General features: G+C 68.6%; 21 protein-coding genes. 12 read left to right on the forward strand and 9 right to left on the reverse strand.

Annotation, left to right across the window (positions count from 1 at the left end; all coding sequences use genetic code 11):
* Positions 1 to 72 precede the first annotated feature (72 nt).
* The 6 genes from D893_RS08135 to D893_RS08160 are packed head-to-tail and all read left to right on the forward strand — an operon-like array spanning position 73 to position 8,672.
* The gene (locus tag D893_RS08135; protein ID WP_077244954.1) at positions 73 to 1,713 is read left to right on the forward strand and encodes an HD family phosphohydrolase; all 1,641 of its coding nucleotides are present in this window, start codon (positions 73 to 75) and stop codon (positions 1,711 to 1,713) included.
* Positions 1,714 to 1,736: 23 nt separating this feature from the next.
* A complete protein-coding gene (locus tag D893_RS08140) occupies positions 1,737 to 3,107 on the forward strand; it encodes a tetratricopeptide repeat protein (protein ID WP_110619511.1) in 1,371 nt (456 codons plus the stop codon).
* A 5-nt stretch (positions 3,108 to 3,112) separates the two neighbouring features.
* Positions 3,113 to 4,663, forward strand: coding sequence for a FecR family protein (locus D893_RS08145; protein ID WP_168409935.1), 1,551 nt, complete (start codon positions 3,113 to 3,115; stop codon positions 4,661 to 4,663).
* Positions 4,663 to 6,879, forward strand: coding sequence for a CHASE2 domain-containing protein (locus D893_RS08150; RefSeq protein ID WP_110619513.1), 2,217 nt, complete (start codon positions 4,663 to 4,665; stop codon positions 6,877 to 6,879). The genes D893_RS08145 and D893_RS08150 overlap by 1 nt, the downstream gene beginning before the upstream one ends.
* Positions 6,880 to 6,909: 30 nt before the next feature.
* On the forward strand, positions 6,910 to 7,782 hold the full coding sequence (locus tag D893_RS08155) for an HDOD domain-containing protein (protein WP_077244597.1): 873 nt from the start codon (positions 6,910 to 6,912) through the stop codon (positions 7,780 to 7,782).
* Entirely contained in the window at positions 7,779 to 8,672 is an 894-nt protein-coding gene (locus D893_RS08160; RefSeq protein WP_110619514.1) for an MBL fold metallo-hydrolase, read from the forward strand. Before D893_RS08155 ends, D893_RS08160 begins: the two co-directional genes overlap by 4 nt.
* A 12-nt stretch (positions 8,673 to 8,684) precedes the next feature.
* Here D893_RS08160 and D893_RS08165 read toward each other — a convergent pair whose 3' ends face one another.
* The 5 genes from D893_RS08165 to D893_RS08185 form a co-directional block, all read right to left on the reverse strand.
* Positions 8,685 to 9,218 (reverse strand): phosphatidylglycerophosphatase A, encoded by a 534-nt coding sequence (locus tag D893_RS08165; RefSeq protein WP_110619515.1) that lies wholly within the window; start codon positions 9,216 to 9,218, stop codon positions 8,685 to 8,687.
* Positions 9,219 to 9,272: 54 nt separating this feature from the next.
* Positions 9,273 to 10,268: a thiamine-phosphate kinase gene (gene thiL / locus D893_RS08170; RefSeq protein ID WP_110619516.1), complete on the reverse strand. Its 996-nt coding sequence runs from the start codon at positions 10,266 to 10,268 to the stop codon at positions 9,273 to 9,275.
* 30 nt (positions 10,269 to 10,298) lie between these two features.
* Complete coding sequence (nusB, locus tag D893_RS08175; protein ID WP_018946236.1) at positions 10,299 to 10,841, reverse strand: transcription antitermination factor NusB; 543 nt, start codon at positions 10,839 to 10,841, stop codon at positions 10,299 to 10,301.
* A gap of 8 nt (positions 10,842 to 10,849) precedes the next feature.
* Positions 10,850 to 11,335: a 6,7-dimethyl-8-ribityllumazine synthase gene (gene ribE, locus D893_RS08180; protein WP_018946237.1), complete on the reverse strand. Its 486-nt coding sequence runs from the start codon at positions 11,333 to 11,335 to the stop codon at positions 10,850 to 10,852.
* Between the two features lie 202 nt (positions 11,336 to 11,537).
* Positions 11,538 to 12,290, reverse strand: a complete 753-nt coding sequence (locus D893_RS08185) for an MBL fold metallo-hydrolase (RefSeq protein ID WP_018946238.1) — start codon at positions 12,288 to 12,290, stop codon at positions 11,538 to 11,540.
* A 276-nt stretch (positions 12,291 to 12,566) separates the two neighbouring features.
* On the opposite strand from D893_RS08185, the gene D893_RS08190 reads away from it, so the two are divergent.
* The 6 genes from D893_RS08190 to lipA all read left to right on the forward strand — a co-directional run bounded on the left by D893_RS08190 (position 12,567) and on the right by lipA (position 17,308).
* On the forward strand, positions 12,567 to 12,809 hold the full coding sequence (locus D893_RS08190) for a BolA/IbaG family iron-sulfur metabolism protein (RefSeq protein WP_018870908.1): 243 nt from the start codon (positions 12,567 to 12,569) through the stop codon (positions 12,807 to 12,809).
* A gap of 18 nt (positions 12,810 to 12,827) precedes the next feature.
* Entirely contained in the window at positions 12,828 to 13,238 is a 411-nt protein-coding gene (locus tag D893_RS08195) for a hypothetical protein (protein WP_018946239.1), read from the forward strand.
* Positions 13,235 to 13,747 (forward strand): hypothetical protein, encoded by a 513-nt coding sequence (locus D893_RS08200; RefSeq protein ID WP_018946240.1) that lies wholly within the window; start codon positions 13,235 to 13,237, stop codon positions 13,745 to 13,747. Before D893_RS08195 ends, D893_RS08200 begins: the two co-directional genes overlap by 4 nt.
* A gap of 114 nt (positions 13,748 to 13,861) precedes the next feature.
* Complete coding sequence (locus tag D893_RS08205) at positions 13,862 to 15,073, forward strand: HDOD domain-containing protein (RefSeq protein WP_110619517.1); 1,212 nt, start codon at positions 13,862 to 13,864, stop codon at positions 15,071 to 15,073.
* The gene (locus D893_RS08210) at positions 15,066 to 16,283 is read left to right on the forward strand and encodes an HDOD domain-containing protein (protein ID WP_018946242.1); all 1,218 of its coding nucleotides are present in this window, start codon (positions 15,066 to 15,068) and stop codon (positions 16,281 to 16,283) included. Before D893_RS08205 ends, D893_RS08210 begins: the two co-directional genes overlap by 8 nt.
* A gap of 56 nt (positions 16,284 to 16,339) precedes the next feature.
* Positions 16,340 to 17,308: a lipoyl synthase gene (lipA, locus tag D893_RS08215; RefSeq protein WP_110619518.1), complete on the forward strand. Its 969-nt coding sequence runs from the start codon at positions 16,340 to 16,342 to the stop codon at positions 17,306 to 17,308.
* 34 nt (positions 17,309 to 17,342) lie between these two features.
* Here the strand turns inward: lipA and lipB are convergent, their stop codons facing one another.
* From lipB to D893_RS08235, 4 genes are read right to left on the reverse strand one after another with little or no spacing between them, the layout of a single operon-like run.
* A complete protein-coding gene (gene lipB / locus D893_RS08220) occupies positions 17,343 to 18,047 on the reverse strand; it encodes a lipoyl(octanoyl) transferase LipB (protein ID WP_168409937.1) in 705 nt (234 codons plus the stop codon).
* Complete coding sequence (locus D893_RS08225; protein WP_018870901.1) at positions 18,044 to 18,319, reverse strand: DUF493 domain-containing protein; 276 nt, start codon at positions 18,317 to 18,319, stop codon at positions 18,044 to 18,046. Before D893_RS08225 ends, lipB begins: the two co-directional genes overlap by 4 nt.
* Positions 18,312 to 19,211: a D-amino acid aminotransferase gene (locus D893_RS08230; RefSeq protein WP_110619519.1), complete on the reverse strand. Its 900-nt coding sequence runs from the start codon at positions 19,209 to 19,211 to the stop codon at positions 18,312 to 18,314. Before D893_RS08230 ends, D893_RS08225 begins: the two co-directional genes overlap by 8 nt.
* Positions 19,212 to 19,218: 7 nt before the next feature.
* Positions 19,219 to 20,454 (reverse strand): D-alanyl-D-alanine carboxypeptidase family protein, encoded by a 1,236-nt coding sequence (locus D893_RS08235; protein ID WP_018946246.1) that lies wholly within the window; start codon positions 20,452 to 20,454, stop codon positions 19,219 to 19,221.
* Between the last annotated feature and the right edge of the window lie 83 nt (positions 20,455 to 20,537).

The raw sequence follows: 20,537 nt of genomic DNA on the forward strand, positions 1-20,537 counted from the left end.
GGAATGGCGGGAAGTCCTGCCGGGCACGCGGATCGCGCGCGTGGCCGGTGGTCACCCCGCGGGGAAGGCGCCATGACGCACAGCAACGAGCAAGCCCGGGACGACCTGCTGGAACGCGTGCGCCGGCTCAACGAGATCGGGATTGCGCTGTCGGCCGAACGCGACAAGCCGCAGCTGCTGGAACAGATCCTGAGCAACGCCCGGGCCCTGACCGGTGCCGACGCCGGATCCGTGTATCTGCTGGATTCCGACCGCCAGGAGCTCGAATTCGCCCTGGTGCAGAACGATACCCTGCGCCTGCACCTTGGCGGTACCGGCGACCCGGTGGACGGCAAGCTGCCCCCGGTCCCCCTCCACCATCCGGACGGCCGACCCAATGACCGTCTGGTGGTGGTGTGGTCGGTACTCAATGACCGCACTGCGAACATCGAGGACGTCTACCGCGAACAAGAGTTCGACTTCTCCGGCACACGCGACTTCGACGAACGCACCGGCTACCGCACCTGCTCCAACCTGACCGTTCCCCTGCGCAACCACGAGGGGAACGTCATCGCAGCGCTGCAACTGCTCAACAAGACCGTGGACGGCGGCATCCGGGCGTTCGACGAACAGGACCGGGATCTTGCGCGGTCACTCGCCTCGCAGGCCGCGGTGGCTCTCACCAACCAGCGCCTGATCGACGAGCTGCGCGAACTGTTCGACCACTTCGTCCAGGTCATCGCCACCGCCATCGACGCCAAATCGCCCTCCACCGGCGCCCACTGCCGCCGGGTCCCCGAGGCCACCCTGCTGCTGGCCGAGGCCGCCAGCGAATCCGGCGACCCCGCGGTCCGCGATTTCCGGTTCGGGCCCGACGACTACTACGAACTGCGCACCGCCGCCTGGCTGCACGACTGCGGCAAGGTCGTCACGCCGCATCACGTGATGGAAAAGTCCACCAAGCTGGAAGGTATCTTCGACCGCATCGACGAAATCGGCGACCGGGTCGAGGTCCTCGCACGCGACCACGAGATCCGGCAGTTGCGTGAGGCTCTCGCCCGCCAGCCCGGCGGCAGCGAAGCCCTGCAGGAGGTGGATCGCGCCAGCGCCGAACGCCGCGAGGGCCTGAACCAGGACCTCGAATTCCTGCGCCGCTCCAACACCGGTGGCGAATTCATGACCGACGAGGACATCGCCCGTATCGAGGCCCTCGCCCACCGCCACTGGACCGCGCTGGATGGCACGCAACGTCCATTGCTGGACGCAAACGAGGTCCGCAATCTGTGCATCCGGCGCGGCACGCTCAACGACGAGGAACGCGGGATCATGGAGGGCCACATGACCGTGGGCATGCAGATGCTGGAACAGCTCCCCTTCCCGCGTCACCTCCGGCGGGTCCCGGAGTACGCCCTGGGCCACCACGAACGCATGGACGGACGCGGATACCCGCGCGGCCTGACCCGCGACCAGCTGTCGATCCCGGCACGCATCATGGGCATCGCCGACGTGTTCGAGGCGCTGACGGCTCCCGACCGCCCGTACAAGAAGCCCATGCCCCTGTCCCAGGCACTGACCATCATGGGACGCATGGTCGAGGACGGCCATCTCGACCCCGACCTGTTCCGGGTGTTCGTCGACGAGGGCGTGTACCGGCGCTACGCCGAACAGCAGCTCGACCCACGCCAGATCGACGAGATCGACACCGACCGCCTCCCCGGGATCCGGCGTCCCTGAACCCCGCGCACGGAGATCGCGCCATGTCCGTCCTGATCACCCGCACCCGTCCCCCCGAAATCCGTCGGCGCTGGCGGCATCTGCCGGTCCTCGTCCTGGTGGCCGCGCTCGGCCTGACCGCCACGTCCGCGTCGGCCCGGGGGGACAGCCCGGTTGAACGGCTGGAACGCCTGAACGAGGCCGGCGACCACGCCGACGCCTTCACCCTGGGCCAGGAGCAGTTCGAGGCACACGCGGGCGATCCGGACTTCGATCTGGCGTTCGGCATCGGCGCGCTGGAAAGCGGTGAACCCGACCATGCCCTGCTGGCCTTCGAGCGCGTGCTGATGCACGACCCCGAGGCCCCCCTGCCACGCCTGGAGCTGGCCCGGGCGCATTTCGCCATGGGCAGCACGATCGCCGCCCGGCGCCATTTCAGCCGCGTCCTGGAACGCGACCCGCCACCGCCCTCGGCGGTGGTCCGCCGCATCGAATGGTTCCTGACGGCGATCGAGGAGCGCGAGGCCGGGCGTCCCGCGCCGGTCCGCGATGCCGTCACCCGCTGGCATCTGGGCGCACGCCTGGGACACGACAGCAACGTGGGCGCCCACACCGATGACGACGTGGCCCTGTTCGGCGTGCTGCCCCTGCAGCTGCCCGACCCCGAAAGCGACCGTTTTTTCGAACTGTACGGCGGCTTCGCTCACCAGCGACAGACGAGCGACCGCCGGGGCTGGTTCCTGCAGGGCGGACTGGAGGGACGCGGATATCATTCCGAACGCGACTTCGACCGCTACACCGCCCGGCTGCGCGGCGGGCCGGTACTGCTCGGAGACGGCTGGCGCCTGACCCTGCCCCTGGAACTGCGTCACACCCGCCGCGACGACGATGTCCGCAACACCCGGGCCACGGCCGGCGCCGAATGGACCCTGCGCCCGGGTCGGCCGCTGGAATACACCCTGTTCGGGCAGGTCAGCCGGGTGCAGCACAAGCCCGCCGACGCCCGCGATGTGGACGGGGTCGCGGCCGGTGCCCGCGTCAGCTGGCGCCCCGACCCCCGGCTGCGCGTGTTCGGCGGCACACTGGCGGGCGAAGAACACGCCCGCCGCTCGCGCGGTGAGCACTTCGGACGCCGCTATGCCGGACTGCAGGCGGGTGCGGGCTGGGCCGTCGACGAACACCACCGGATCGACCTGCGTCTGGACCATCTCGTCAGCCGTCACCGCGAAGACGACCCCGCGTTCCTCGACCGGCGCCGCGACCGGCTGAACCGGGCCCGACTGGGCTGGGCCTGGGATCCCGCTCCTGACTGGCGGCTGGAACTGAGCGTGGAACACGCCGACAACGATTCCAGCCTCGATCTCTATTCTTACCGCCGCACGCAGGTCACCGCCGGCGTGCGCCGCGAATGGTGACCAGCATGAACCCGTCCCGATTCCGTTTTCCGTTCGCGCAGGCCATTCCGGCCATGCTGGCCGCCGTCCTCCTCCTGGCCGGCCCGCCGGTAGCCGGCGCAGCCGAGCGCGAGGACGCCGGGCGCGTGCTGGTGGCCACCACCGGCGTGACCGCCGAGTACCGTGACCAGGACCCGCGCGAGCTGGCGCGGCGGTCCGAGGTCCACGTGCACGACACCGTGCGAACACCGGAGGGCGGGCGTGCCCAGCTGCGCATGATCGACGGGGAGATCCTTTCCCTGAGCGAATCCAGCGAACTCTACATCGATACCCTGGAACACGCCCCCGAAGCCGGTCCCGACGACGCGGACCGCAGCATCAAACGCCTGCTGCAGGGCGGCCTGCGCACCATCACCGGCACGGTCGCCGGGGATGGCTACCGGGTCGAGACCCGCGCCGGCACCATCGGCATCCGCGGAACGTCCTTCGACGCCTTCACCCGCGGTGACGACCTGTACGTGCATGTTCGCCGAGGCGCGCTGTACGTGGAGAACCCGCACGGGCGCGTCGAGATCACCGCAGGCACCGCGCGCGATGCCGCCTACATCCGCGACCCGGATTCGGCCCCGCAGGCACTGCAAGGCGACGAACTCCCGGATTTCTTCTTCGACGCCTTCGAGGGCGACGTGGACCGGGCCATGGCCGACGACCCCGAGCCGACCGCCACCACGGACCCGGGCGCGGCCCCGGGCCCGTCGGAAGACCGCTGGGGCGAAGCCGGCCGCCCGGTGGCGCGCACCGCGGACGACGGCTTCGGCGAGACCACCCTGCTGGAACACGACCGGGAGGTTTTTACCGACGCCACCGAACCGCCCGAGGTCGCGGATCCCGATTCCTACGGGTTCGTAACCGGCCAGTACTCGGAGCCGGGCACTCTCGATTTTTACGCCGGCCGCTTCCTGCAATCGCCGCTGAGCCTGGGTGACGACCGGCAGTTGCTCCAGGCAGAGGACGGCGAGGCATTCCTGGACCCGGACCTGGCGATCGAGACCTTCGTGGTGGACAGTGACGACACCGGGACCACCGGGACCGCGGAGATCGGCGACGCGTCGGTCTCCTGGGGCCGGTGGACGGATGCCGACGTCCAGCGACTCAACGACATCGAACCCTACGATTCGGGCGGAAACGACAGCTTCACCTGGATCACCTCCACCGAGGTCATCCATGACCCGGCCAATCTCCCCGGAACGGGAACGGCCAGCTACTCGCATGTGGGGATTGAGGGAACGGGCATGTTCGCAATCGACGCGGGCTCTCTGGCCGTCGATTTCGGCGCCGCGACGATCGGCGCTACCCTGGAATTCGGAGGGGGCGAGCAGCTGCAGACCACCGGGGGTTCGGTCGCGATCACGGAGTTCCACGCAGACGGCATTCCGCTCGAGTACGGCACCAATGTCCAGGGTCGGCTCGCAGGCCGCTTCGTCGGCTCCGACGCGGAGGGCGCCATCGCCGGTTACGAGATCCGTGAGGACGGTCAGTTCGTCGGCACCGGTGTGATCGCCTTCGAACAGGACTAGTGAGCCCCGCCCGCTCCCGCCGGTTCGCGACGGTCCTCGGGGGCCTGCTGGTCGCGCTGCTGGCCCTGCCGCAGGTGACCGGGCTCCCGGGGGTGACCCCGGCGCTGGACCGGGTCGAACGGCTGGTCTATGACCTGCGTATGCAGGCCCATCCGCCCGCCCGCGGGGCCACCGATTCGGAGGTTCCCATTGTCATCGTCGACATCGACGAGGCCTCGCTGGAACACGAGGGCCAGTGGCCCTGGCCGCGCCGGCGGATCGCCGAGCTGGTCGAACGCCTCGATGCGGCGGGGGCCGGGGTCATCGCACTCGATATCCTGTTCGCCGAGGCCGAGCGCAATCCGGTCGAGGCCGTCCGTGAACACCTGCCGGAAGACGCCTCGCTGCAGGCCCGGCTGGACCGGCTGGCGCCGGAACTCGACGGTGACCACCGGCTCGCGCGGGCCCTGCAAGGCCGCGAGGTGGTCCTGGGCTATGTCTTTCACGCGCAGCAGCGGTCACGTTCCGGCGCCCTCCCCGAGCCATTGCCACTGGAGGAACCGCTTGCGGTGGAGGAGCTGGCCCTGACCCCGGCCAGTGGCTACAGCGCGCCGCTGCCGGTACTGCGCGAAACGGCCGCGACGGCCGGGTTCTTCAGCCTGATCCCCGACGCCGACGGCACCCTGCGCCGCGCCCCGCTGCTGGCACGCATCGACGGAGAGCTGTACGGCTCGCTGGCCACGGAGACGGTGCGCCAGTTCCTGTTCCTGGAAGAGGCCCGCCTGACCACCGAGACCATCGACCGGCGCGAGCATCTGGAGGCGCTGCACCTCGACGACCATCTGACGGTGCCGGTCGACGGCCGGGGCCGCATGCTGGTGCCGTACCGCGGCCCCCCCGGAAGCTTTCCGTACATATCGGCCTGGCAGGTACTGGAAGACGACCCCGCGGAGCGCATCCCGCCCGGGGCGATCGTGCTGGTGGGGACCACGGCGCCGGGGCTGTTCGACCTGCGCGCGACCCCGATGGACGCGGTGTTCCCCGGAGTGGAGATCCACGCCAACCTGATCGCGGCGATGCTGGACGAGGCCTTCCTCACCGAACCGGCCTGGGCCCCGGGCGCCAACCTGTCCATGCTGGTGGTGGCCGGCGGACTGCTGGCCCTGGTCCTGCCCCGTCTGGCGCCGCTGCGCCAGCTTGCGGCGTCCCTGGCCGCCGGCGGTGTCCTGCTCGCGTTCACCGCATGGCTGTGGTCGGCGCATGGCCTGGTGCTGGATCTGGCGTCCCCGTTGCTGGCGGTGGTGCTGATCGCGGTGTTCAATCTCGGCTGGGGCTTTCTGTTCGAGGCGCGCACCCGGCATCGGCTGAAGGCGATGTTCGGGCAGTACGTGCCGCCCGCGCTGGTGGAGCAGATGAGCGAGCGTCCGGAGGCCTTCGACTTCGAGGGCCGTTCGCGCGAACTGAGCATCCTGTTTTCCGACATCCGCGGCTTCACCGGTCTGTCGGAATCGCTGGAAGCCGACCAGCTCAAGCGGCTGCTGAACCGTTATTTCACGCCCATGACCCGGGTCATCTTCGAGCACCGGGGGACCATCGACAAGTACGTGGGCGACATGGTCATGGCGTTCTGGGGCGCACCCGTGGACGATCGCGAGCATGCCACCCACGCGGTGGAGGCGGCCCTCGAGATGCAGGCGGAAACCGCGCGGCTGCGCGAGGCCTTCACGGCACAGGGCCTCCCGGACATCCATGTCGGCATCGGCATCAACAGCGGCGTGGTTAACGTGGGTGACATGGGTTCGGAATACCGCCGCGCGTACACGGTACTGGGCGATGCCGTGAACCTCGCCTCACGCCTGGAGGGCAGCAGCAAGTATTATGGAGTCGGGATCGTCGTCGGCGAGCGCACCCGGGAACTGACCGGCGAGCGCTTCGTCTGGCGCGAGCTGGACCGCGTGCGGGTCAAGGGGCGCGATCGGCCGGTGCGGGTGTTCGAGCCGGTCTGCCGGTCCCCGGAGCACACGCCCGAGCTGCAGGCCGAACTGGATTCGCTGGCGCAGGCCCTGGACGCATTCCGGTCAGCGGATCTGGATGCGGCGGAGAAAGCCTTCCGGCGGCTGACCGGGGCGTACCCCGGGGTCGGACTCTACCGGCTGTACCTCGACCGCATCGAGCACCTGCGGCGCGAGCCACCGCCCCCCGACTGGGACGGCAGCTGGACCCGCGAGAGCAAATGACCCGCTACAGGAATGCGAGGAGAACAGACCATGGCCCGGGATGAATGCCTGAAGCGCTATACCCGGCTGATCGACCGCATGCCAGGATTCCCCGCATCGGTGCAGCGCATCCTCGAGCTGACCGCCAACCCCGACAGCTCGCCCGGTGAGCTGGTCGCGGCACTGGAACGCGATCCGGTGATCACGGTGCGCGTCCTCAAGCTGGTCAATTCGCCGTGGTTCGGACTGGCGCGCCCCGTCAGCTCGGTGCGCCAGGCCATGGTGATCGCCGGCCTCAACACTCTGCGCAATCTGGCGCTCAGCATCGCGGCGGTCGGCATGCTGCCCACGCGCAACGACGCCGGCATGGACACCGGCCGCTTTCTCGAGCACTCGCTGGGCGTGGCCACCATCGCGCGCCTGCTGGCGCGGCGCCTGGGGGTTCCGGAGAGCGAGAACACCGACCATTTTGTCGCCGGTCTGCTGCATGATTTCGGCAAGATCGTGCTGATCCGACACGCCGGCGAGGATTATGCTCCGGTCCTCGCGGCCGCGGCCGCCGGTCCTGTACCGCTGCATCGGGAAGAAGCCCGGCGACTGGGGGTGGATCACGCCGAGCTGGGCGGTCTGCTGATCGAACACTGGGGCCTGCCCGCTACGCTGGCCGGTGCGGTCCGCTACCATCACGTGCCGGATCACGACGGCGACTGGAGCCTGCTGCGCGACACGGTGTTCGCGGCCAACCAGATCGTGCGTCACCTGGACTTCGGCGATTCCGGCAATCCGGTGATCGAACCCTTCCCGCGACCAATTCGCGAGCGTTTCGGCGCCGATCTTGCGGAATTGACGGAGGCCCTGGACGACCCGGGCGCGGAGCTGGAAGCCACCCGTCTGTTCATGCAGAGCGAGGAGGACAGTCGATGAGATTCACCTTCTGGGGCGTACGCGGCTCCATCCCGGTCCCCGGACCGCAGACCGTGCGCTACGGTGGCAACACCACCTGCATCGAGGTACACGGCGCGCAGGACGAGCTGATCATCCTCGACGCCGGTACCGGGATCTTCCAGCTGGCCCGACAACTGCAGGCGGACATGCCGCTGGAGGCCAGTATCTTCATCACCCACACCCACTGGGACCACATCCAGGGGCTGCCCTTCTTTATCCCGATCTTCGTGGCGGGCAACCGCATCCGCATCCATGGCGCGGCGGACCCGGTGAATCAGCGCGACATCCACGAGGTCCTCGCGCGGCAGATGGACTACGCGTTCTTCCCGGTGCGCGACAACGAGCTGGCGGCCACCATGGAGTATGTCACCCTGCGCGAAGGGCAGACCACGCAGGTGGGCAGCGTGACCGTCACGCCCATGATCATGGGCCACCCGGTCCTCAACTTCGCCTATCGCCTGGAATCCGGAGGGCGCACACTGGTGTTCACCGGTGACCACGAGTGGCCGTACAACATCTACGCCCCCGGCGAGGACGGCCATGCGGAATACGAAGCGATGGCGCAGGAGCGCCGGGCGGCGATCATCGATTTCTTTCGCGGCGCCGATGCCCTGATCATCGACACCGCCTACACGCCCGAGGAATATCCGCGCCGCACGGGCTGGGGCCACGGCACCTACGACACCAGCATCCGGGCCGCGCGCGAGGCCGGGGTCAGGCAGGTGTGGCTGACCCACCACGAGCCGACGCGCGACGACGCTGAACTCGAGCGCGTATTCGCCCGAGCCCTGGAACGCAATCCGCCGCCGGACCCCGCGAGCGAACCGGCCATCCACCTCGCCCGGGAGGGCATCACCGTTACGCTGTAGCGGCCGCGCGAATCAGGCCGGCGGCGCACCCGCCGCCAGTCCGATCTGCTGCGCCACCAGCACGATCAGCATCAGGGCAAGACCCGCGTACAGCCCGGCCACCACGTCGTCCATCACGATGCCGGTACCGTCGTGCCATTTCTCGTCGAAATAGCGTGCCGGCCAGGGCTTGAGGATGTCGAACAGGCGGAACAGGAAGAAACCCAGCGCGACCCAGACCAGCCCGGCGGCGTCACCCGCCAGGGTGATCCCGGGCGGGATGAAGGCCAGGGTCACCAGCATCCCCGCCCACTCGTCCCACACGATCCCCGAATGGTCGTGCACGCCCAGGCGCCGTGCGCTCTCCCCGCAGATGTGGAACCCGGCCATGGTCACGATCACGGTGATCGCCAGATAGGCCCACTCGGGGAAGTTCATGATCGCGAAATACAGCACCAGGGCGGCCAGCGAACCCGTAGTGCCGGGGGCCCAGCGCGAGAGCCCGGAGCCGAAGCCGAAGGCCAGCAGATGGATGGGGTCGCCGAACACGGTGCGTGCCGACGGCATCGTCGCTTTCGTCATCCCTGGAACCATGTGGCCCGCCCTCTTCTCGCTCGTCAGTCAGTCGGCGAAATGATCGTGCCCCGGACGCCTCGCGTCCAGAGGCGCGCCGGCGGCATCCACCACGCGGATGGCGTCGCCGGCGGTAAACTCCCCGATCACGTGGAGCGCCACGCCGGCGGCCTCCGCCAGCGGTGCCAGCTCCACCTCCGGGGGCACCGCCAGCAGCAGTTCGTAGTCGTCGCCCCCGCCCAGGGCGCAGTCCCGCGCCAGCGCCGCATCCGCCCCGGCGAGAGCCGGATCCAGCGGCACCGCCGGCCAGTCGACGCGGGCCCCGCAGCCGGAGGCGGCGCAGACATGCTCCAGGTCCGCGAGCAGTCCGTCCGACAGATCGATGGCCGCATGCGCATGCTCGCGCAGAGCCAGCCCCGCCGCCAGCCGGGGCTGCGGCCAGAAGAGTCGCTTACAGACCGGATCGTTGGCATCCGGCGGGCGCGCACCTTCGTCGCGGCGCCGGATTTCGGCCGCCAGTCCGATGGCGGCGCCCCCCAGCTCGCCGGTCACCACCACCCGATCCGCCGGCCGGGCCCCGCTGCGTTGCAGGGCGCGCCCGGCGGGCACCTGACCCAGCACGGTCACGCCTGCGGAGCAGGGCCCGCGCACCGTGTCTCCGCCCACCAGCGGGGCCCGCATCGCACGCGCCAGTCGCAGGAACCCCTCGCTGAACGGCGTCAGCCAGGCATCCTCGGCCTCCGGAACCGCCAGCGACAACAGCACGCCCAGCGGCTCCGCGCCCATCGCCGCCAGATCGCTGAGACTCGCAGCCAGGGCCTTGTGCCCCAGACTCTCGGGCGGGTGATCGGGAAAGAAATGCCGGCCTTCCACCACGGTGTCGGTACTGACGACCACCTCGTGGCCGGCATCCGGGCGCAGCAGCGCGGCATCGTCACCCACCCCGAGCACGACCCGCGCGTCCGCGACCGGGTCTCCGAAAGGACCGGCCGGCCGGAAGTAGCGCCGGATCAGATCGAATTCGGACAGGGACGGGGACGCCATGCGCCACGAACCGGGCGATGAGGCTCCGCCTCAGCGACGACGGATCTCGGAAGCGCGCAATTCGCTGGCGAGGCGATCCAGCACGCCATTCACGTAGCGATGGGACTGCTCCGCCCCGAAGCGTTTGGCCAGCTCCACCGCCTCGTTGATCACCACCCGATAGGGCAACTCGAAGCGCTCGGCCAGTTCCCACTGGCCCACCCACAGCAGGGCATGTTCCACCGGATCGAGCTGGTCAAGTTCGCGCCCCAGCCAGGGCTGCATACGGGCATCCAGCTCCTCGTGCGCCCCGGTCACCCCCATCAGGATCTCGCGGAAGTATTCGGGGTCCGCCTTGGCGTGTTCATCCTCTTCGCGAAACGCGAGCAGGATGTTCTTCGGGTCGTCCCCGGTCAGCTGCCAGGAATAAAGCGCCTGCATCGCACGCCGCCGAGCCACCGAGCGCGCATGCCGCGCACGCTGCTCGGGCGTGCTGCGCGGTCGCTGCTTGCGCCCGCCCCTGGCGGCGCTGGCCTGGTCGCGCGGAGGACGGTCGGCGGACCCGGAATCGCTGGATTCAGTCACGGTATTCACGTATCCGCTCAGGCACCGGTACGCAGGCGCGGCATCAGGCTGACCATCTCGATGGCCCCCATGGCGGCATCCGCCCCCTTGTTGCCCGCCTTGGTCCCGGCGCGCTCAATGGCCTGTTCGATGGAATCGGTGGTCAGCACGCCGAAGCTGATCGGCAGATCGGCCTCCATCTGCACCTGCGCCAGCCCCTTGGCGGCCTCGCCCGCCACATAATCGAAATGCGGCGTGGAGCCGCGGATCACGCAGCCCAGAGCAATGATGGCATCGTAGCGACCGGAGCCCGCCATGGTTCGGGCCGCCAGCGGCAGCTCGAAGGCCCCGGGGACCCGGGCGATGGTCATGTTGTCATCCGCCACGCCATGCCGGCGCAGGGTGTCCACTGCGCCTTCCAGCAAACGTTCCACCACCAGGCTGTTGAAGCGCGCCAGCAGCAGGCCGAAGCGGCGCCCGCCAGCGTCGGTAAACTGCCCTTCCAGGGTCTCGATCTCGTGCATGGGTTTTCCCTTTTGCGTCGCAATGCGGGGATCGCGAAGGTCACAACGAAAACGCACAGTGTAGCACTGTCGCGCCGCTGCCACCGAAAGAAAAACCCGGCCCGCCGGGGCTCGCAGCCCCGACGGCCGGGTCGGAAAACGGCTCGCCCCAGCGGCGCCCGTGGATCATGACCGCGGACGCCGCCGGCCGTAGCTCAGGGCCTCAGCCCTGGGCTTCCGGATCGCAGAGGTGCTTCTTGTCCTCCGGCAGGTTGTCCGGGCAGATGCCGCAGCCTTCGTTGCCGGGCAGCGCCCAGTCGATCTTCTTCGGATACGGCAGGTCCATCTCGTTCATGATCTTCACGAATTCTTCCTCGGGCTTGTCCTTGCCCAGACGCGGGTTGCGCATCTTTTCCTGGCCGATGGTCGTGATCTGCCGCTCTTCGTAATCGTGTCCGGGGTACACCAGGGTCTCGTCCGGCAGGGTAAAGAATTTGTCGTGGATCGAACGATACAGGGTGTGCGGATCGCCCGACTGGAAATCGGTCCGGCCGCAGGCCTCGATCAGCAGCGCATCCCCGGAGAACAGCATCTTCAGCCCCACGTGATCCAGCAGATATGCATGGTGGGTATCGGTGTGCCCCGGAGTGAACAGCGGGTTCACCACCAGGTTGCCCACGCGGAAGGGCTCGCCTTCGCGGATGCCGACGTCGCGGCAGGGCAGCTCGTCCAGCGCCGGGCCGGCCAGCTGACAGCCGGCCTTCTCGCGCAGCATCTTGCCGCCGGTGATGTGGTCCGCATGGATATGGGTCTCGATCGCATAATCCAGGCTCAGGCCCATGTGCTGCAGGACCTCCAGATCGCGATCCACGGTCTCCAGGACCGGGTCGATCAGGGCCGTCTTGCCGGTATCCGGGCAGGACAGGAGATAGGTGTAGGTCGAGGATTCAGGTTCGAACAGCTGCTTGAAGATCATGTCGTGTCCTCCGACGTGTATTAGGACTTGCTGAAATACTAGCCCGTGTCATGAGCGCGTGACCAACCACCGACACCTCGAGTGCTGGCTTTTCCCGTCAGCCTGCGCCACGCAACGTTTCCATCTCCGGTGGAGCCCTGCGGGCGGGCACAAGTTCCGCCGCTCCGGGTCCCGGGTCTCCCCCCGCATGCGGGGGCTCTTCTGTCGTCCGCGGGCGACCGCTATCATCGCGGTCCAAATCCCGTGCCGACAGTGCATTCAATCAGGAGAATCCCCATGGAAGCCAGTCAGGTCGCCGAACTCATCCGCGCGGGCCTGCCCGATGCCCGGTCGGTCGAAGTGACCGGGGGTGAAGGCAAGTTCGAGGCGCGGGTCATCAGCCCGCAGTTCGAGGGCATGTCCCGCGTGAAGAAACACCAGACGGTCTACGCCACCGTACGCGAGCAGATCGACAGCGGCGAACTGCACGCCCTGTCGATCGTGGCCCTGACGCCGGAGGAAGCCGAGGCGGAAGGCTGAACGGCCAGCGTCGCCGTCATGCTGTCACCCAAGGGTCGCGAGGAGATCCAGCGCCTGCTGGAGGGCGGCCTGGTGGAAGACTGGGCTGAGGCGGAAACCACGCTGCGCAATGTCACGCGCATGCTGCTGACCACCCGGCCCGACCTGCTGCGCCTGTACTTCGAACCGCAGGCCTGGCGGGAGATCACCTCCTGGCCGCAGAAAAAGGCGGCGAACGCGATCATCGCCGCGCTGCGCACCGGCGTGGTCGATGCCCTCGGGCGTCCGGAGATCGTCAACCGGGACCAGGCGCGCTTCTACCTCCTGTGCTTTCAGGATGACCTGACCGAGCGGGTCGACCACTGGTGCCGCGACCACCCCGAAGAGTGCCCGCGGCGGGCCGCACGGGAACGGCGCGGGCTGGACCACGATCACGACGCCGATACATGAACACCACGTCCGAAGACGAGATCCTGTATTGCGGCGACCCGCAGCAGGCCGGCGCACTCGCCGCCCTGCTCGAGGGCTACGGCCTGGAGCTGATCCTGCACCCGCCCGGTGCCGCGCTGCCCGGCTCCTGGTGGGGCGAACCGGAAGCCGGCATCGTCGGCCTGCAGGTGCATGTCCGCCCGGACACGCCGGTCCATTCGGCCCTGCACGAGGCCGGACATACGCTGTGCATGGACCCTGCGCGCCGCGCCACCCTGCACACCAATGCCGGCGGCGACGACCTCGAGGAATGCGCCGTCTGCTATCTGCAGATCCTGCTGGCCGACGCCCTGCCCGGTGTCGGCCGCGAGCGGTTGATGCGCGACATGGACGCCTGGGGTTACAGCTTCCGTCTCGGGAGCACCGCGGCCTGGTTCCACGAGGACGCGGACGATGCTCGCCGGTTCCTGCAACGGCACGGCCTGATCGACGCCGGTGACCGCCTGACCGGACGAGCGCGCGGCGACTGACCCGCGCCGGGGAAACGCTGGTCGGCGTTTCCTAACGCTCAACTCACGGCACACGAAAAAAACGATGGTACACTCCGGGTTTGTTCGGAAACCGTACGGATTTCAGGCCTGCCCATGGACACCCCGACGATCAGCCCGCTGCTCGAGCAACTGGACCCGGCCTCCGGACTGTCGCAAAGCGCTCGTGACGAAGTCGCCGCCCAGTGCGAAATCCGCGATGAAGCCGCCGGCAAGCGCCTGCGACCCGATGCGGCCAGCGAGCACCACCTGTTCCTGCTGAGCGGCCAGCTGGTGCGCGTGGTCGGCGGGACCCCCGAACGCATCCGGCTCGATGGCGAGGATAACGACGTCCCGGTCGAACTGTTCGAGGGCAACCCCGGGCATCAGGACTTCGTCCTCACCGAACAGCCCTGCCGCATCCTCGCGCTGCCCAAGGCCGCCCTGGAACGGGCGTATTCGTCTTCCGTGGTGGTCAGCGACACCGAGCTGGACGACACCGAGGGCGCGTTTTTCAGCGAACTCTACGATCTGATCACCAGCAATCGCCTGGAGCTGCCGACCATGCCGGAGGTCGCGCTGCGCATCCAGGAACTGACCAACGACCCCGAAGCCAGCATGGACGACCTCACCGAGGTCATCCAGCGTGACGGAACCATTGCCGGCGCCCTGCTGCACGCCACCAACAGTCCGCTGTTCCGGGGCGCCCAGCAGATACAGTCAGTGCGTGAGGCGGTCACCCGTCTGGGCTTTCGCAACACCCGCATGCTGGCGATGAACATGGCCCTGCGCCAGACCTTCAAGGCGAAGCACGCGGCCACCCGCGAGGCCATGGCCGAGGTATGGAGCGAAGGCGTGCTGAACTCCGCGTTCGCCTACCTGATCGCCGACTCGCTGCGCCTGCTCGACCGGGAGCGGGCCCTGCTGGGCGGACTGGTGGCCGGGATCGGCGCGGTGCCCATCATCCAGTTCGCCGAGATGCGCGAGGAGAACCCCGGCGCCGAGCGTCTCGGAATGCTGATCGAGCGCCTGCGGAACCTCGCCGGGGTCCTGGTCATCAACTACTGGGATCTGGGCCAGGACCTGGTGGCGGTGGCCGAACACGCGTACGACTGGTCCTACCGCGCCGAACAGCCGGACTACGCCAGCGTCGGCATCGTGGCCGAATGGGCCGCCCTGCATTACAGCGGCAAGCCCCACCCGGATGCCCGCGAGGTCGCGGCATTCGAGGTGCTGGGCATCGACCCGCCTGCGCCGGGCGACCCCATCCCGTTCCTCGAGGAACGCAACGACGACCTGAACGAACTGAAGCTCCTGTTCAATGCATGAAGCCCTGACTCTCGACCCCGTCGTCCCGCGACTGAAACCGTTCGCCGACCTCGGCGAAAGCGGTCGCCGCGAACTGATCCGCCATGCCCGGACTATCGATCTCAAGCCCGGCCAGAAGGTATATGCGCGCGAGGAATACCGCCACCTGGTGTTCCTGTTGAAGGGGCGCATGGTCCTGGCGCATGGCGACAAGGCGCACACCGTGGAGGACGACGACCCGGCCGCGCTGGAGCCCCTGTTCGCCCCCCACGACTACCGTACCCACGCCGTCGCCGCACGCCCCAGCACGCTGGTCCGTTTTGACCGCAACGTCTATGAGACCCAGCTCAACTGCGTCGGCGACGCCATGGAAGTCGGCGAGGTGGACCTCACGGCGCAGGAAGGCGAACTGCTCGCCAACATCTTCCAGAAGGCCCAGACCGGCGAACTGGCCCTGCCACAGCTGCCCGACGTGGCCCTGCACCTGCAGGAGGCCATCGACGAGCCTGATATCGAGATCCGCCGGGTCACCGAGATCGTCGAACGCGACCCCAGCACTGCGTCCCGCCTGCTGTCGGTCGCCAACAGCCCGGCCATGGGCTCACGACGCGAGATCACGCGCCTGGGCGATGCGATCGCGCGCCTCGGCCTCGAGCGCACGCGCCAGCTGGTGCTCGCGCTGGCCGCCCAGCAGGTGTTCATCGACCGGGGCAGCCCTTATCGCGCCGTCATGGAGCAGCTGTGGCGTCAGTCCACGCGCATCTCCGCCATCGCCTTCGTGCTGGCGGACGAATCCGGCGAGGCTGATCGTCAGCGCGCCCTGCTCGCCGGCCTGCTGCACCGGGTCGGCGCCCTGCCGGTCCTCGGCGAAATCGCCTCGCGCGAAGAGCAACCGGATGCCGTCGAGGTGGAACACGTGATCCAGCGTCTGGAATCCATGACCGGCGAACTGGTTGCCCAGCAATGGGGGCTCGCCTCCGATATCATGGCAGCCATCCGTGATTCCGGCGGGCCGGAACAGCCCGATGCCGCGCCCCTGACCGACATCGTGCGCATCGCGCGCAATGCCTGTCTGCGCGACGCCTCCGAGGTGGAACGCGCCCGGGCCATTCCGCTGGAAAACCTCCAGGCCATCCGGCGGCTCGGCTTCACGCTGGACGAAAACGGCGAACTGGCCGCGGTGGAGAAGGCACGGCCGAAGATCGAAGCCCTCATGCAGGAACTCGCCTGAGGGAAACACTGACGGCTCCGGGCCCCCCGGAGGCGTCAACCGGCAGGAACCGAACCATGACCGCAACGAACCGTCCGCAACCCGGGGAGAAACAGCGCGCCGCCGACAAGGTCTCGCGCATCCCGGTGAAGATCAATCCGACCACGAAACCGCAGCGCAAGCCCTCGTGGATCCGTGCGCAGAGCCAGGCGCGCCCCGAGGTCCAGCGCATCAAGGGCATCCTGCGCGAGCAGAAGCTGGTGACCGTGTGCGAGGAGGCCAGCTGCCCCAACCTCGGCGAGTGCTTCAACCACGGCACGGCCACGTTCATGATCATGGGCGAGGTCTGCACCCGGCGCTGCCCGTTCTGCGACGTGGCCCACGGCCGTCCGGATCCCCTGGACCCCGAGGAACCCCGGCACCTGGCCGAGACCATCGAGGCCCTCGGCCTGAAATACGTCGTCATCACCTCGGTGGACCGCGACGACCTGCGCGACGGCGGCGCCGGGCATTTCGTCGACTGCATCCGCGAGATCCGCGAACGCACCCCGAACACGAAGATCGAGGTCTTGGTGCCCGACTTCCGCGGGCGCATGGACCGGGCGCTGGAGATCATGCGTCAGGCCCCGCCGGACGTCTTCAACCACAACCTCGAGACCGTGCCGCGGCTGTACCGCGAGGCGCGCCCGGGCGCCGATTACCAGTGGTCGCTGGACCTTCTGCGGCGCTTCCGGGAACAGCACCCGGGCGTCCCCACCAAGTCCGGGCTGATGCTGGGTCTGGGCGAGGAACGCGAGGAACTGCTGCAGGTCCTGCAGGACCTGCGCGACCATGGCTGCGACATGCTGACCCTCGGGCAGTACCTGCAGCCCTCGCGCCACCACCTGCCGGTCACCCGCTTCCTCACGCCGGAGGAGTTCGACGAGCTGGGCGAACGCGCCCGCGAGATGGGCTTCCGCCAGGTCGCGAGCGGACCGATGGTGCGTTCCTCCTACCACGCGGACCTGCAGGCGCAGGGCGTTACCGAAGAAACCGAAGCCGTCTGAACACCCCGCTCAGCCGCCGCCCACCCGGCGGCGTTCAGGCCGCCGGGGCCAGCGGCCGCGCCAGGCAGCGCAGCAGTTCCGGCGGCAGCGTCGGTACCTCCTCGCAGGCCGACGGCGTTTCCTGCCCCCCGGTGGCCAGCTGCACGGCCAGCGCCCGCAGGAGCACGCGCCGCACCCGCTCGGGGTTCGCGGGTCCCCCCTCCGCAGCCACCGAGGTCGTCGCCAGTCCGGCATAACCACAGGGATGGATACGGCCAAAGGCCGACAGGGCCGGATCCACGTTGAGCGCCAGCCCGTGGATGCTGACCCCGTGGCGCACGCGCAGGCCCAGTGCAGCGATCTTCGCATCGCCCGTGTAGACCCCGGGCGCGCCCTCGCGGCGGCCCGCGACGATGCCCCATTCTCCCAGGGCATCGATCACTGCCTGTTCCAGGCGCTCCACCAGCGCCCGCACCCCCAGCCCGCGGCGTCGCAGGTCCAGCAGGGTATACACCACCAACTGCCCCGGCCCGTGCCAGGTCACCTGTCCGCCGCGGTCGATCGCGATCACCGGCACCGAGCCGGGATCGAGCAGGTGTTCGGCACCACCGTTGCGCCCCTGGGTATAGACCGGCGGGTGCTGCACACACCACAGCTGATCGGGCGTGTGCGGCCCGCGCTCCGCCGCGTGCAGGCGCATCGCCCGCCACACCGGCAGGTAGGGCCGTTCGCCCAGACGGTGAACCCGCAGCGTATTCAGAGGATCATCCGTACCCGGTTGCACTGCCCCAGAGCCCGGTAGAGGTTGTCCAGCTGCAGCTGACTGGTGGCGGTGATGGTCACGGTGATCCCGACAAAGCGCCCGCCACTGGATGCCCGCTGCTGGATCACCGCATCCCCGGGCTCGTCCACGTGGTCGTTGACGCAGGATTCCACCGCTTCCATCAATTCGGGGTGAGAGTCCCCCATGATCTTGATCGGGAAGCGGCAGGGGAATTCGATCAGGGTCTCGCGTTCTTCTTCGTCACTCATGGTTCATGGCCTCCGACTGTCGACGCACGGCACCGGGCTTGGCGGCCTGGTAGGCGGCATGCAACCGCGTCCACAGGGGGCCCGGCCGGCCAGTGCCCACCGGCTCGCCGTCGATACGGGTCACCGGCAGCAATTCACGGGTGGAACTGCTGAGCCAGACCTCGTCGGCGGCCCGCAGTTCCGCGGCGGTCACGCCCCGCTCCTCCACGGGCACGCCCTCGCCCCGGGCGAGCCCGAGCACGAAGTCGCGCGTCACCCCGGCCAGCATCCCGCTGTCCAGTGGCGGTGTCACCAGCGTCCCGTCGCGCACCACGAACGCATTACTTGCTGCACCCTCGGTCAGCCGACCATTGCGCAACAGCAGCGCCTCCACCGCGTCGGATTCCACGGCCTCCTGACGCGCGAGCACGTTGGCCAGCAGGGTGGTCGCCTTGATGTCGCAGCGACCCCAGCGCTCGTCGGCGCGGGTCACCGCGCTCACGCCCGCCTCGCGCACCGCCGGGCCCAGCGGACGGATGGGGCTGACCATCCCCAGTACCGTGGGTTCGGAGACATCCGGGAAGGCGTGATCCCGCGGGGCCACCCCGCGGGTCACCTGCAGATAGAGCCCAAGGTCCGGCGGCGTCGATCCGTCCGTCGGTTCCGCGCCGTTGTGGCGGAGCAGATCGCCCAGATGACGTTCCCATTGTTCGCGGCCGAACGGGTTCGGCAGGCGAATGGCCGCCAGCGACCGCGCGAGGCGGTCCAGATGCGCGTCCAGCAGGAAGAACCGGCCCACGTAACTGGGGATGACCTCATACACCGAATCGCCGAACAAGAAGCCGCGATCCAGCGGCGAGATCCGGACTTCCTCCAGCGGCAGGAATTCGCCATTGAACAGGGCAATGCTCATGTCTGCCTCAGAACGGCCACACCGACTGCACCCACAACGCCGCACTGTCCCAGCCACGGCGGACGAACCCGCCGGTCTCGATCTCCTGCAGCACGACCAGGGGCTGTTCGTGGACGGCTTCGCCGTCGAGGGTCGCAACCACGCGCCCGACCCGGGCCCCTTCGCGCAGCGGCGCCTCCAGCGGATGGTCGATCTCCATGGAAGCCGACAGGTCATCCCCCTCGCCGGGCGGAATCACCACCCAGAAATCCTCCGCCAGACCGACCGGTGCCTCCTGTTCGCTCCCCTTGTAGACCCGCGGCATGCCCAGGGCCTCGCCGGCACCGAACAGCTGCCGGGTTTCGGTAAAGCGCATACCCCAGTTCACCAGTGCCTGGGATTCGTTCGCGCGGCGCGTGCCTCCGGTCGAATGGTCGGGGGCGTCGATGCCCATCACCACCGCCACCAGACGACGGTCGTTGCGATCGGCGGAGGACACCAGGTTGTAGCCCGCCGCCGAGGTCCAGCCGGTCTTCAGGCCGTCGAAACCGGCATCGCGCCACAGCAGGAGGTTACGGTTGTTCTGCTCGATCCCGGCGTATTCGAACGAGCGCTCGGAATACAGGTTGTACAGATCCGGGAATTCGCGGATCAGGGCCCGCGCCAGGGTCGCCATGTCGGCCGCCGTGGTGTATTGCGACTCCTCTTCCGGCAGCCCGTGGGGGTTGGCAAAGTAGGAATCCCGCATGCCCAGCCGCCGGGCCTGGTTGTTCATCATGTCCACGAAGGCACCCTGCGAGCCGGCCACGCGCTCCGCCAGCGCGGTGGAGGCGTCGTTGCCGGACTGGATGATCATACCGCGCAGCAGGTCCTCGACCCGGACTTCCTCGCCGACCTCGATGAACATCCGCGAAGCGCCCTCCATCCCGGTACGCCAGGCCCGCTCGCTGATGGTGACTTCTTCCTCCAGCGACAGTCGGCCGTCGCGGATCTCGCCGAACACCACGTAGGCCGTCATCAGCTTGGTCAGGCTCGCCGGCTCGCGCCGCGCGGACGGATCGCGCTCCGCCAGGGCCACACCCGATTCGAAGTCCTTCAGCACATAGCTGGCCGCGGAGATGTCCGATGGCGGAGAAGGGATGCTGCCGGGCGCCGAAGGTCCGGTTCCGGCGCGTGGCAGTTCCAGTTCCACGGCGCTGGCCGCCACGGGCAGGAACAGCAGAAAACTGACGGTGATCAGGGAATTGCGAAGTAATGACTTCATGAACCGAAGGAGTCTCCATGAATGAGGACCGGGGGCTTGCGGGCGCACACGGCGGCCGGACACCGAAGGATGCCAAAGATACC

Source organism: Thioalkalivibrio sp. ALE21 (assembly GCF_003208255.1).
GTDB classification, from domain to species: Bacteria; Pseudomonadota; Gammaproteobacteria; order Ectothiorhodospirales; family Ectothiorhodospiraceae; genus Thioalkalivibrio; species Thioalkalivibrio halophilus.